This window comes from Empedobacter sp. R132-2 (genome assembly GCF_030324375.1).
GTDB classification, from domain to species: Bacteria; Bacteroidota; Bacteroidia; order Flavobacteriales; family Weeksellaceae; genus Empedobacter; species Empedobacter falsenii_B.
In genome coordinates, this window is sequence record NZ_JACAGG010000003.1 from 1 (window position 1) to 13,873 (window position 13,873).

The 13,873-nt window shown below is 32.5% G+C and carries 10 protein-coding genes and 5 tRNA genes; 4 read left to right on the forward strand and 11 right to left on the reverse strand.

Annotated features, from left to right (window positions below; genetic code table 11):
* Positions 1-178: 178 nt before the first annotated feature.
* From HXZ69_RS02895 to HXZ69_RS02915, 5 genes are all read right to left on the reverse strand, one after another.
* Positions 179-1,663, reverse strand: coding sequence for a RagB/SusD family nutrient uptake outer membrane protein (locus tag HXZ69_RS02895; RefSeq protein ID WP_286494932.1), 1,485 nt, complete (start codon positions 1,661-1,663; stop codon positions 179-181).
* 15 nt (positions 1,664-1,678) lie between these two features.
* Complete coding sequence (locus HXZ69_RS02900; protein WP_286494933.1) at positions 1,679-4,807, reverse strand: SusC/RagA family TonB-linked outer membrane protein; 3,129 nt, start codon at positions 4,805-4,807, stop codon at positions 1,679-1,681.
* Positions 4,808-5,283: 476 nt separating this feature from the next.
* Positions 5,284-5,354 (reverse strand) — tRNA-Cys (locus HXZ69_RS02905).
* A gap of 52 nt (positions 5,355-5,406) precedes the next feature.
* Positions 5,407-5,763 (reverse strand): dihydroneopterin aldolase, encoded by a 357-nt coding sequence (gene folB, locus HXZ69_RS02910; RefSeq protein WP_219034030.1) that lies wholly within the window; start codon positions 5,761-5,763, stop codon positions 5,407-5,409.
* A gap of 70 nt (positions 5,764-5,833) precedes the next feature.
* Positions 5,834-6,436 carry a superoxide dismutase gene (locus HXZ69_RS02915; RefSeq protein WP_219034029.1) on the reverse strand — a complete coding sequence of 201 codons (603 nt, stop codon included), beginning with the start codon at positions 6,434-6,436 and terminating at the stop codon, positions 5,834-5,836.
* A gap of 135 nt (positions 6,437-6,571) precedes the next feature.
* On the opposite strand from HXZ69_RS02915, the gene HXZ69_RS02920 reads away from it, so the two are divergent.
* Together HXZ69_RS02920 and HXZ69_RS02925 are read left to right on the forward strand one after the other, a co-directional pair.
* The gene (locus HXZ69_RS02920) at positions 6,572-7,777 is read left to right on the forward strand and encodes a serine hydrolase domain-containing protein (protein WP_219034028.1); all 1,206 of its coding nucleotides are present in this window, start codon (positions 6,572-6,574) and stop codon (positions 7,775-7,777) included.
* Complete coding sequence (locus HXZ69_RS02925; RefSeq protein ID WP_038334981.1) at positions 7,752-8,459, forward strand: 3'-5' exonuclease; 708 nt, start codon at positions 7,752-7,754, stop codon at positions 8,457-8,459. The genes HXZ69_RS02920 and HXZ69_RS02925 overlap by 26 nt, the downstream gene beginning before the upstream one ends.
* Positions 8,460-8,510: 51 nt before the next feature.
* Here HXZ69_RS02925 and HXZ69_RS02930 read toward each other — a convergent pair whose 3' ends face one another.
* Positions 8,511-9,932 (reverse strand): hemolysin family protein, encoded by a 1,422-nt coding sequence (locus HXZ69_RS02930; RefSeq protein WP_286494939.1) that lies wholly within the window; start codon positions 9,930-9,932, stop codon positions 8,511-8,513.
* Between the two features lie 177 nt (positions 9,933-10,109).
* On the opposite strand from HXZ69_RS02930, the gene HXZ69_RS02935 reads away from it, so the two are divergent.
* Positions 10,110-11,846, forward strand: a complete 1,737-nt coding sequence (locus HXZ69_RS02935; RefSeq protein WP_286495048.1) for an ABC transporter ATP-binding protein — start codon at positions 10,110-10,112, stop codon at positions 11,844-11,846.
* Between the two features lie 131 nt (positions 11,847-11,977).
* On the opposite strand, the gene HXZ69_RS02940 is transcribed toward HXZ69_RS02935, so the two are convergent.
* The 5 genes from HXZ69_RS02940 to HXZ69_RS02960 all read right to left on the reverse strand — a co-directional run bounded on the left by HXZ69_RS02940 (position 11,978) and on the right by HXZ69_RS02960 (position 13,010).
* Positions 11,978-12,049: transfer RNA gene (locus HXZ69_RS02940), tRNA-Glu, on the reverse strand.
* A 98-nt stretch (positions 12,050-12,147) separates the two neighbouring features.
* A tRNA-Glu gene (locus HXZ69_RS02945) sits at positions 12,148-12,219 on the reverse strand.
* A 286-nt stretch (positions 12,220-12,505) separates the two neighbouring features.
* Positions 12,506-12,577: transfer RNA gene (locus tag HXZ69_RS02950), tRNA-Glu, on the reverse strand.
* A gap of 12 nt (positions 12,578-12,589) precedes the next feature.
* Entirely contained in the window at positions 12,590-12,844 is a 255-nt protein-coding gene (gene rpsT / locus HXZ69_RS02955) for a 30S ribosomal protein S20 (RefSeq protein ID WP_038334974.1), read from the reverse strand.
* Positions 12,845-12,938: 94 nt separating this feature from the next.
* Positions 12,939-13,010: transfer RNA gene (locus HXZ69_RS02960), tRNA-Glu, on the reverse strand.
* A gap of 218 nt (positions 13,011-13,228) precedes the next feature.
* Here HXZ69_RS02960 and HXZ69_RS02965 point away from each other — a divergent pair.
* Positions 13,229-13,861, forward strand: coding sequence for a C40 family peptidase (locus HXZ69_RS02965; protein WP_038334971.1), 633 nt, complete (start codon positions 13,229-13,231; stop codon positions 13,859-13,861).
* Positions 13,862-13,873 lie beyond the last annotated feature (12 nt).

The window sequence follows — 13,873 nt, forward strand, 5'->3', positions numbered from 1 at the left end:
TATTCAATCAATAAACAGAAACCAAAATAGAAATATTAACAAATTAAAAATTAATATTACCTAAATGCACTACGGGTATACATAATTTTTTTTTAAATAAAATCGAGGCTTTCCAAATGGAAAACCTCTAAAAATGTTATATTTCTCTATGAGGAGAAGATATATATAAAAAATGTTATCACGATGGATTCTGTTCACACAACGGATTCGAATTGATTTCAGCGACAGGAATTATCCATTGCCATTTTAAATCTGTTGGCTCTATTGTATAAACGTTGTTAATAACAGTTGCATTGTGATTTGCTCCTGTACGATCTAATTTTTGACCTAATCGTTTTAAATCGAAGAATCTAAATCCTTCTCCCCATAATTCGATTCGTCTATTCAGTAAAATCTGTTGATAATATGCATCCCCAGAAGTTGTAAATCCTGTGAAAGATGTATCCCTTGCTTTTTCTAAAGTTGTTAATACTGCTTTAGATTCTGTTTCTTTTCCTAATTTATATAACGCTTCTGCTTCTATCAAATACATTTCTGCCACACGCATAAACGGTACATCTCCTAAAGAACTTGATGTACTTTGTGCTAAAAATTTTTGAGATGTATATGCAAATAGTGAATAGTTAGACGGTAAATCTAAACTTGTATGCTTTCCTGTCGGATCCACAACTTGCGTACGAACATCTGTTGTTGGAAAAGCATTGTACAAATTGGTATTCATCACTTTTGGAGCAGTACGAATTTGAGATGAATTGTAATTTCGAGACATATAAGCATGGAAATTTCCGAAATAGTCGGATTGATCTTCTTGAATTGTTACGCCCCACATCCATTCTGGATTTGAATAATCATTAAACCCAGCTTTGTATTGCGTTTGTGACATTAACGAAAATTGTGATTTTACCTCGTTAGCATATTCAGCAGCTTTTGCATAATCTTGCTGAACCAAAGCAACTCTTGCCATAATACCTTTTACATTTTCGATCGAAAAATGTGAAGCATTAGACGCTTTTTTTCCTGTTAAATAAGTTTCTGCTTTGGCTAAATCATTCCAAATTTCAGTATAAACTTCTTGTACAGTTGCACGCGTTTTTGGATCAACATCTTTTGGATCATCTCTTAAAACAACTCCTAAATCAGAATTTGCGGCACCTGCTACATATCTTTTACCATACAACTGAACTAATTGAAAATATCCAAATGCACGGTAAGCATAGGCTTCTCCAATAGCTTGATCTTTTATATCCTGATCTCCCGATGCATCATCTCCGTATGTAATAATGTTATTAGCATTTTTGATCATTTCGTACCAAAATGTCCAAGGATAAGATGAAGTTGTAGAAGAATTGTTGCTTTGAGAAATCCATCTTAATTCACTTACAAACCAGCCATTTCCAGTAGAAGGAAATACAACATCTTCTCCCATTACATCTGTAATAATCAGTTGTGCTGTATAACCATTATTACCTTGAGATTCATTTTGTCTAACATACATATTTCTATGCATTCCATTTATTGCAGCCATTAAGTTATCTGCTGTAGAATAAATTGTTTGATCACTTACTGAGGATGTCGGAACAACATCTAAATAATCATCATTACATGATGATAACGAAAATGATGATAATCCAATAACTACTAGTAATAATTTTATCTTTTTCATTGTAAATTCATTTTTTTAGAAAGAAACATTTAGTCCTAAACTTACTGTTCGAGACGGAGTGTAACGATAAGTTGTTGTACCGTTGAATGACTGCGCTGGTTCTAAACCTTGTCTTGCGGTCCAAGAATATAAATTCTCACCAGAAACATAAACTTTCAAATTGCTTAAACCAATTCCTTCAATTGCTCGTTTATCGAAATTGTAACCTAATTGTACTGTTTTGATTGTTAAATAATCTGAACTAACCAACCATCTTGACGAAGCAGCAGAAGCATTTGTTGTATTCGCAGTACTCATAATTGGCACATTTGTAACATCTCCTGGACTTTTCCAAGCTGATAACATATCTGTACTAATTGCTTGTCCTTGTGGATAAGAACTCATTAATAACGCATAATTACTATCATATGTTTTTCCTCCTAATTGATAATTCAACATAATTGAAGCATCAAAATTTCCAACTCTGAAATTATTTGTAATACTACCATAAACATCTGGTAATGATGATCCTGAATAATCATACAATGCATTCGCATAATTAGTAGTTACTTTAGTTCCGTTAACTGTACGTGTATTAGAATCGTCTGCTTTTGTTGGATCTTGAACATACAAAGCTGCTCCATCCGAAGAGTCTACACCATACCATTGACGCAACCAGAAATCATACAAAGAATGACCTTCTGCAATACGTTTTGTTCCATTGATAATTGCATCATCTTTTCCATTAGCCATTTTCAACATTTCGTTTTCGTTATGAGCAGCAATCAGACCTAAATCCCATGAGAATTTATCATTTCTAACAATCCCAAAGTTTAATGAAAGCTCGATTCCTTGATTTCTCATTTTACCAATATTTTGATAAATAGAATTTCCTGGAACTCCAGCAGAATTTGGCACAGGAACAGCGAAAATCATATCTTTTACATCTTGTAAATAATATTCTAATGATCCTGAAATTCTATTTCTGAACAATGCAAAATCTAATCCTACATCAAACGAATTTTTAGATTCCCATGTTAAGTTAGAATTACCAACTTGACCAAGTAAGACTCCCGATTCTGTCCCATTGTTATATCCCAAAGAATATAAATCTAAATCGACCTCATAACCTGGTTCTTCGCCAATTCCGCCATCATTCCCAACTTGTCCATAAGAAGCACGTAATTTTAATTCATTAATAACTGATGAATCTTTTAAGAAATCTTCTTTGTGGATATTCCATCCACCACCTACAGACCAGAAAATACCTTGATTATTTTCATCCGAAAAACGAGATGACTTATCTAAACGAGCAGAAGCAGACAACAAATATTTGCTTGCATAATCATAGTTAACGCGTGCAAAATATCCTTCTTTTCTAATGATGTAATTGTACCCCGTTGCACTTGTTGTATTCAAGAAATTGACTAGTTCATAAATACCAGAAACAGTTTCTCCAGTTTTACGAATATTAGAATAATCAGTTTTTCTCTCAAAACTTTCGTGACCTAAGATTGCATCGAAGTTGTGTAAACCGAATGATTTTCTATAATTTAAGATTTGATTGAATGTTGTACCTGTATACTTATATTCCGTAATTTCTAAAGCAGCAGTACCAGACGCATCTCCAATTTCTTTATTACCATATTCTTTGTATTTGTAATTTCTTACATCATATGATAAGTTTGAAGTAAATGTTAAACCTTTTGCAAGTTTAATCTCTGCATTAAATCTTGAATTAATAGAATTAGAATCTTGATATTGATTATTCAACAAAGTTTCTTGCAACACATTTCGTCCAGAACTTGCACTAGAACCTCTACCACGAGATTCGTTTCCATCATAAACAGGATTTCCTTCTGTATCATAAACACGTTGTCCATTTGCATCATACAAATAAGGCGAATAAATTGGCCCCATTGCTCGTGTAAAATAAAATGGATTGATATAAGAAGAACCTCCACTAGAATCAGCTTGATTCGATTTAATTAAACTTCCTGATAAATTAGTTCCTAATTTTAACCAATCTGTAACTTGAGAATCTACATTTACACGTGCATTATAACGTTCGAAATCAGATTTTATCACATAACCAGATTCTTTATTATAACCAAAACCTGCAAAATATGTTGTCTTCTCATCACCACCCGAATAATCTATATCATACTTTTGAAAAGACCCTACACGAGAGATATAATCTTGCCAATCAAAATCATTGTATAAAGCATCAGATGAAGTTAAAACTCCATCTACAACAACTTGATTATCGGCAACTCCGTAAATATTATTTTTAAGATTATTTGTAATTAAATTCGTTGAAGCATAAGCATTCGCTTGTGCTAATGTTGCAGAAGAATTTGAAGCTAAATAGCCATTTCGCATAGATTCCCAAGTAGCAACATAATAATCTCCTGCTCCAACTCTCGAATATTCTGGTATAGCTCTCGTTACAACTCCTGTATTTGAAGATAATCTAAAAGATCCTTTACCTTTTTTACCTTTTTTTGTTGTCACCATAACAACTCCATTTGCAGCTGATGCTCCATATAAAGAAGTTGAAGCAGCATCTTTTAAAACGGTCAATGATTCGATATCATTTGGATTCAAATCTTGTAAACTTCCTGTGTAGATAACCCCGTCTACAACATACAATGGCGAACTAGATAAGTTATAAGAACCTACTCCTCGAACTTGCACTTCCAATCCAGAACCAGGCTGACCAGAACCAGTTGAAACTTGTACGCCAGCTACAGCACCATCTAAAGCTTTTGCCACATTAGATAAAGGTCTGTTTTCTATATCTTCAGCTTTTATAGTTCCCACAGAACCAACTACAGTTTCCTTTTTCTGTACACCAAAAGCGGTTACAACCGTTTCTGCAAGATCTACAGTAGTATTAGACTGTAATTTAATAACACCTAAATGATTGCTCGAAACAACATAATCTTTTCCATTAATGATTAAAATATCACCAATTTTAGCATCAATATCAAATTCTCCATTTTCATCTGTGTAAGCTACTTTGTCTGAACCTTTGATTCTAATTTGCACATCTGCTTCTGGAAAACCATTGCCATCATTTATAATTCCTTTCGTTTGCCCATACGAAAATGCAGCAAAACCAAGAAAAGCGAATAAGCTTAATGAAGTTAATTTTTTTCTCATGTTTAATATAAATTGATGCTACAATGATATTTGACATCTTTAACTTCGAGATTATTTTAACTTTCATTCAATTTTAATTAGAATTTACTTAACATAAATAATGAATGATTTTGTTTATTATTTAATGGAATAATTAAGTAAAATTTTAAACATGACGTTTTAACTATTTTTAACATAATAATTGTACTAAAACTCACAACCTGATTTTCAGAAGATGAAAAAAATTGTAAAAAATAAATTTTTATGCTTCTTACAAAATGACTTAATATAAAAATCAAACAGACTTCAAAACAACTAAAATCATCCTTATATATAATATTGTTGTTTTCACAATATTGCATAAGATAATAACTATCAAAAGCAGTTAATAGTTGATAGATTTAAAAGCTTTTCGATACCTATTGTGAGGTTTTTTTGTGGAAAAATAAATGGACGAAAATAAAAAAAGCACTAATCAAATTGATTAGTGCTTTTTGAGGTTCCTAGCGGATTCGAACCGCTGTGGACGGTTTTGCAGACCGCTACCTAGCCTCTCGGTCAAGGAACCATTCCCGTTGTTTTGGATTGCAAATATAGCAATAATTTCAGAAAAAAAAAGTTTAATACGATTTTTCTAAAATAACACTCACTTTTTCTACATGCCCACCAATAGGAGGATTCAGCTTAGATAATTTTACTTTTGCATACGTGACATTCGTAAGTTCTTGACCTATACGATCTAAGACTCTTTTACAAACATGTTCCAAAAGTTTTGAACGAATACCTACTTCTTCCTTCACAATTTTATTTAACGAAACATAATCCAAAGCATCTATCAATTCATCCGATTCTGTTGCTTTCGTAAAGTCTGCATGCGCTTCCAAATCAACCAAATAATCAGAACCAATACGTGCTTCTTCATCTAAACATCCGTGATTCGAATATATTTTTATATTTTCTAAAATAATTATTCCCATAGTTCAAAGATAAAAAAAGACTTGCGTATTTCTACACAAGTCTTGTATTGTTTAATTTTTTTAAACCTTATTATTTTGCAGATGCATATCTTTCCGCAACTTTATCCCAGTTAATTACAGAGAAGAAAGCCTCAATATAATCAGGACGACGGTTTTGGTAGTTTAAGTAATAAGCATGTTCCCAAACATCTAATCCTAAAACTGGAAATCCTTGTACATCAGCAACCGGCATCAAAGTAGAATCTTGATTTGGAGTTGATGTAACAACTAATTTTCCATCTTTTACGATTAACCAAGCCCATCCAGAACCAAAGCGTGTTGCAGCAGCTTTAGAAAACTCATCTTTGAAAGCTTCAAAAGATCCAAAAGCAGCGTTAATTGCATCAGCAACTTCTGCAGTTGGTTGATTAGCACCACCTGGAGTTAAAATTTCCCAGAATAAATTGTGATTATAGAAACCTCCACCATTGTTACGAACAGCAGGTTTGTCAGTTCCTTTTGCTAAAATTTCTTCGATTGTAGCGTTTGCTAAATCAGTTCCTTCAATAGCAGCATTCAAATTATTTGTGTACGCAGCATGGTGTTTATCATGGTGAATTTCCATTGTTTTTGCGTCAATATGAGGTTCTAATGCATCAAATGCATAAGGTAATTTTGCTAATTCAAAAGCCATAATATTTATTTTTTAGATTTAATTTTCTTGTATAAAGATACACAATAACTCAACAAATATGATTCCGAAATGATAGAATTTTAACATTATTTAATAGTAAAAGCTTATTTTAGTAAAAGATTCTAAATTTTTGAAATGAAAATACTTTGGAAAATAATAAAATGGTTCATCGTAATCATTTGTGTATTAATCCTAATTCTTTATGCAACAGGGAATGACTACATTTTTCGTGGCGTAAAATTAACCTATATGAAAGGTGAAAGCACTGCAAATATCAACGATTACAAAGATTTTGATAACAATGTAATTTTGGCAGATGCACCGCGAGTTTGGCATCAACATTTAGATTATAATCAATTTCCGTTGTCAGCTAATTTCGAAAAGGAGATGAACGATTTCGGAACTGCTGGGTTAGTTATTATAAAAGATAATCAAATTTTGAGCGAATATTATTTCAATGGATATGCGCAAAATGATATTACCAATTCTTTTTCGATGGCGAAAACTTTCACGACAATGATGTTAGGAAAAGCGATTGAACAAGGTTATATCAAAGGTTTAGATCAAAAAATAACAGATTTTATTCCCGAATTTAAAAACGATAAATTTGGAGCTGAATGCACCGTTGGTGATTTATCTGCGATGACTTCTGGTTATGATTGGGACGAAGATTATTATTTTCCTCTAAATCCTACTGCAAAAGCATATTATGGCGATGATATAGTTAAACAAATGTTAGCTCGAAAATTTGTTTCTCAACCTGGTGGACATTTCAAATATCAATCGAGTGACACGCAATTATTAGGAATTGTGATTGAACGCGCGTTAAAAAATAAATCGTTATCACAATATTTTCAAGAAGAATTTTGGCAACCAATGGGTATGGAATTAGATGCACAATGGTCGAAAGATAATCCGAAAGGAATGGAGAAAACCTATTGTTGCTTCAATGCAACAGCGCGAGATTTTGCCAAACTTGGACAATTATTATTGAATGATGGAAATTGGTACGGAAAACAAATTTTAGATTCAGTATTTGTTCAGAAAATGGTTTTACCAAACAAAAAAGCATTCGGACCAAATGAGTCACAAATTTATGGTTATTCAGTTTGGATGGATTACAATTACAAAACGCCTTTTTATGCAATGTTAGGACATTTGGGACAACGTATCATTGTAATTCCTTCAGAAAAATTAGTTATTGTTCGAACTGGAAAAACGCATAATGATCAACCAAACAATCATCCAATTGCAGATGGCGATGTTTACCGATTGGTAGACGAAGCAATGAGAATTAATCAAAAAGTGAAAGAAAATGATCCAACGAATTCCTTACAGTAAAATATTATTTTTAGATATCGAAACGGTTCCACAAACCGATGATTGGAATCTTTTGTCTGAAAGAACACAAGCTCTTTGGGAAAAGAAAACAGCTTATCAACGCAATAATAATGAAATTTCTCCTGAAGAATTTTACCACGAACGTGCTGGAATTATGGCTGAATTTGGAAAAATTGTATGCATTTCAGTCGGAATTGTAGTTAAAGATTCTTTTATTCATATCAAAAGTTTTTATGGTCACGACGAAAAGAAATTGTTAGAAGATTTTAATTCAATGTTGATTGAAAATTTTTTCAAGCCTGATCATATTTTATGTGCACACAACGGAAAAGAATTCGATTTTCCGTACATCGCTCGCCGAATGATGATTAATCAAATTGAAATTCCAGCTATTTTGCAATTATTTGGTAAAAAACCGTGGGAAGTTCAGCATTTAGACACAATGGAATTATGGAAATTTGGCGATTATAAGAACTTTACATCGTTAGATTTATTGGCAAATGTTTTCGAAATACCAACACCAAAAGATGATATTGATGGTTCGCAAGTTGCACGTGTATATTACGATGAAAACAATGTCGAACGCATCAAAGATTATTGCGAAAAAGATGTTGTAACCTTGATTAATGTTTTCAGGAAGATGCGCTACGATCAACCTTTACAACGAAAAGAAGATTTATAAAAACAAAAAAATCCGCTAATGAGCGGATTTTTGTTCTATATTTTTTAATGATTAATTTTCATCATCTTCTGCTGAATCTGGTTCGTCGCGAAAGTTTTCAATCAATTCATCTTTCACTTTCAATTGTACTTGTTCAACAGAGTTTCGGTACATTTTGATAATTGTTCCTGTATATTCTTCCAAATCAATCAAATCTCCTTCCGTTAATTCCTTATCAGGATAACATTCAGAAATCAATCCAGCCAAAGTATCATAATGTTCACTTTCTTCGAATCTAAACGGTACTAAACGATTAATATCGCTTATCGCATTATGTGCATTTATATTATAAACCCCTTCAGAAATACGAGAAACAATTGGATCTTCGTTATCATATTCGTCTTGAATTTCTCCAACCAATTCCTCCAAAATATCTTCCATCGAAACAATCCCTGCAACTTCACCAACTTCATTTGTTACAATTGCAATTTGCATATGTTTTTTCTGAAATTGTTTCATTACATTTTTAATCAACGCATTTTCTGAAATAAAAATTGGCTCACGCAACAATCCTTCAATTTCAGTTTGATTTGGATTTTCTAACAATTGCTTGATTAAATCTTTTGCGTATATGACACCTTTTATATTATCAAATTCTTCTTCGTAAACTGGATAACGCGAATAACCTTCGTTAATCGCATAATCTAATGCATCTTTTACAGAAGTATTAATATTAATTGCAGAAACATTTTTTCGTAAAGTTTGAATATTCATCACACGGCGATCATCAAACTCAAACACATTTTGAATTAAATTACGCTCAGATTCCTCAATAGCTCCACCTTCAGAACTTTCTGTAATAATCATTTTCAACTCTTCTTCTGTATGAATTTCACCTCCATGAATAGGATGAATTCCAATCGCACGAAGAATTACATTTGCCAAACCATTCATTAACACAATAAGCGGTTTGAAAACAAAATAAAATGCACGAAGTGGCCAAGCTACTGTAAATGTAGTTTTTGTTGGATACTGAATTGCGATAGATTTTGGTGCTAATTCACCAAAAACAATGTGCAAAATAGTAATGATAACGAAAGCTGCTGGAAACGCAACATTATGCGCAATCGCTGTCCAAGAAGGAGAAGTTAAACCAACTACTTCAAAAAGTTTTACGATTACAGGCGTTAAAGAGCTTTCTCCAACCCAACCAAGACCAAGCGAAGCTAATGTAATACCTAATTGTGTTGCTGCAAGATAAGAATCTAAATGATTAACGATTCGTTTTGCAGCGTTTGAAGTTCTTTCATTAATATCTTGATTAACTTCAATTTGTGACGAACGTACTTTTACAATTGCAAACTCGGCTGCAACGAAAAAACCATTTAATAAAACAAGGAAAATTGTAAGCAAAAGTTTTGCTACAGAAATTTCATCGGCGACATTGTGATTAGCGACTAAAAACAATGTCGAAATCTGGGAGTATGTATCCATTCTTCGAATTTAAGAAACTGACTTGTTATAAGTTTTTATAAGTCAGTAAATCAATACATCTAAATTAATAAAAAAAATTAAAAATCACAACGTTTTGATTCGTAGCAAAATTACAAAATTTATAAATACAAAATCTTAGAAATTATTGATTCGAGAAAATGACTAAAAAATCACTAAATTTCCACTTCATTTACCAAGCAACAATTTGCCATGCAAAAGCAAGATTTACATTATATTATCGAAGTCAAAAATTTATCGATTTCTTTTGGAGATAAACAAGTTCTGAATAACATCAATTTCAAGGTAGAACAAGGCGATACATTAGGAATTGTTGGAGAATCTGGCTCTGGAAAGTCGTTAACTTCATTAGCTATTATGGGTTTATTGTCTCCTAATGCAACAATTCATCCCGAAAGTGAAATTCTTTTTCGTCAAGATGATAAAATGATAGATTTGCTTAAACTTTCGCCTAAAGAACTGGAAGAAATAAGAGGAAATGAAATCGGAATGATTTTTCAAGAACCGATGACTTCTCTAAATCCAAGTTTACGTTGCGGAGAACAAGTGGAAGAAGCGATTCGTTTGCATCAAAATTTATCGAAAGAAGAAGCTAAAAAGAAAGTTCTTCATCTTTTTGAACAAGTTAAATTACCAAATCCCGAACGTATTTATAAAGCCTATCCGCACGAATTATCTGGTGGACAAAAGCAACGTGTAATGATAGCAATGGCGATTTCTTGTGAACCCAAATTATTGATTGCTGACGAACCAACAACAGCTTTGGACGTTACGGTACAAAAAGCAACGTTAGATTTATTGAAAGAATTACAAGAAAAAAATAACATGAGCATGTTGTTTATTTCTCACGATTTGGGCGTAATTGCAAATGTTTGCGAAGAAGTTTTGGTGATGTTTCGTGGTGATGTTGTAGAACAAGGAAATGTGGAAACTATTTTTAATCATCCGAAAGAAAATTATACAAAAGGTTTAATTGCTTGTCGACCTCGATTGGATGAACGCGCAAAACGTTTACCTACGGTGAAAGATTTCTTAGAAAATCCAAATTTCAAAACTGAAATCTATACAGAAGAAGAACGAGAAGCTTTTCACGAAAAAATTTATGTAAATCCTCCAATTTTAGAGGTTAAGAACTTGAAGAAATATTTCTATCCTTCGACTCTATTTGGAAACGCTACAATCCCGAATGTAAAAGCTGTCGATGATATTTCATTCAAAGTATATCCAGGTGAAACAATGGGCTTGGTTGGCGAATCGGGTTCTGGAAAAACAACCTTGAGTAGAACGGTTTTGTTATTAGAAAAACCAACTGCCGGCGAAATTTATTATAATGGTATAGATATTACGAAACTAAAAAAAGAGCAAATTCGTAAATTAAGAAGAGAAATTCAGATTATTTTCCAAGATCCATATTCAAGTTTAAATCCTCGCCAAACCATTGCGCAAATTATTACAGAACCAATGCAAGTGCATAAAATTGGTCTGAATAAAGCTGAGCGATTAAAAACGGCTTCATCTCTTTTACAAAAAGTGGGTTTATCAGATCAAGATTTGAACAAATATCCGCACGAATTCTCTGGTGGGCAACGTCAACGTATCGGGATTGCTCGTGCTTTGGCTTTAAATCCTAAATTTATCATTTGTGATGAATCTGTTTCTGCGTTGGATGTTTCTGTTCAGGCACAAGTTTTGAATTTATTAAATGATTTGAAAACAGAATTTGGATTTACCTATATATTTATCTCGCACGATTTGGCGGTTGTAAAATATATGAGCGATCAATTATTGGTGATGCAACACGGAGAAATGAAAGAATTGAACGATGCAGACAAGGTTTATGCGCATCCGACAACAAACTATACCAAAGAATTGATAGAAGCTATTCCAAAGCTATAAAAGGATCTTTTATAAAAGCAAAAAGCGTTTGAAGTTTATTTCCTCAAACGCTTTTTTATTGATCGCAATAAATCAATATAAACTAAACTATTTCAAAATAAAAAAAGCATCCAAATCTGAATGCTTTTTAGTAGTCCCTAGGGGAATCGAACCCCTCTTTCTAGAATGAAAATCTAGTGTCCTAACCGATAGACGAAGGGACCTCCTTTCGTATTATTGTGGTGCAAAAATAAACGTTTATTTTTTATTACCAAACAATTTTCGAAAAATTTATACTATTTTTTTTAATCAAGTCAAATTGTAGTCCCTAGGGGAATCGAACCCCTCTTTCTAGAATGAAAATCTAGTGTCCTAACCGATAGACGAAGGGACCACTTAATATGAATTAATTAATTCGAATATTATTTATTTTGAATGAACGTCATTTTGTGTTGGGAGTTGTAGAAAAGTCGATGTATAATTCTAATAATTTGAACCAAGTTGAATTATACAGCGACATTTTCATTCCCGATTAATCATCTAAACATTATGATTAACCTTTACAAACAAAACACAAAAAACAATTTCCTTTACACAGTATTCTACTGGTTGTTTAAAAAATCAACAACTATGAACAAGGAAAAAAAAGATTGCAATAATGCAATCCATCTATTAATTTGTAGTCCCTAGGGGAATCGAACCCCTCTTTCTAGAATGAAAATCTAGTGTCCTAACCGATAGACGAAGGGACCACTTTTATTTTATTAAGCTAATCCCGCAATATGTTTCGCTAACTTTGATTTTAAGTTTGAAGCTTTATTCTTGTGAATAATGTTTCTTTTTGCTAACTTATCAATCATTGAAGAAACTTTCGGAAAAACTGTTTCTGCTTCATTTTTATCAGACTCAGATCTTAAAGCTTTAATAGCTGTACGAGCTGATTTGTGATAATATTTATTACGATCGCGTCTTACCGCTGACTGTCTAATTCTTTTTAATGCTGACTTATGATTTGCCATAACTTAAATCTCTTTCTATTTTAGTTCGGCAAAGATATAAACAAATATTTTATCTCGCCAAATTAATTTAATAATTTTCTAAAACACTTTTATGTAGCCCATAGGAGAATCGAACTCCTGTTTCCAGGATGAAAACCTGATGTCCTAACCACTAGACGAATGGGCCGCATGACGGCTTAACCACTTGTTGTGAAAAGCGAGTGCAAATGTAGAACAATTTTTTGGACTTCCAAATATATTTAAAAGTTTTTTTGAATATGTTTTTGTTAAAAAATGTTAAGGAAGTTAATATTTTGTCAAAACAACTCTTATATATAATGAGTTATAATTTTAACAATTACTTTAGCGGTGCTATTAAAATTTATACAAACGAATACTCAATATATGAAAGCATCGATATTAGGTGTAGCTGCAGTGGTTTGCACGATGTTTATTACATCATGTTCATCTTTAACCCCAGTTAGTGAAGCTACAGAATATTCTTCGAGAAGTTTCGTACCGAAACCAAGAGCTATTGAAGCTCAAGCTAAAATAATCAATAAACATGCCAATTTAGATGTTACACCAATAGAAATTAACGATGAAGCGAAATCTATGGTTGTGTTAAACAGCGTTTTAGAAGAAACGAATGAATTGTTTGCAGGGTTTTTATTAAAAGAAGCAGAAACGTATATTGGTACACCTTACCGATACGGAGGCACAACAAGAAGTGGTATTGATTGTTCTGCCTTTGTTAGAAACGTTTTCGAAACTTTCAATAAAAATTTACCTCGTGTATCTGCAGATCAGGCAAGAGAAGGTTTTACAGTTAGTACAGACGAAGCAAAGGAAGGAGATTTAGTTTTCTTTGCAACAAGAGGTCGTGGTAGAGTTTCGCATGTAGGAATTGTTCATGGAAGAAATAAAGATGGAGTTTTAGAATTTATTCATTCATCTACTTCTCAAGGTGTTATGGTATCTTCTTTAAATGATAGATATTGGGGACCAAAATTCTTATACGTAAAAAGAATATTATAACATTATCATAAA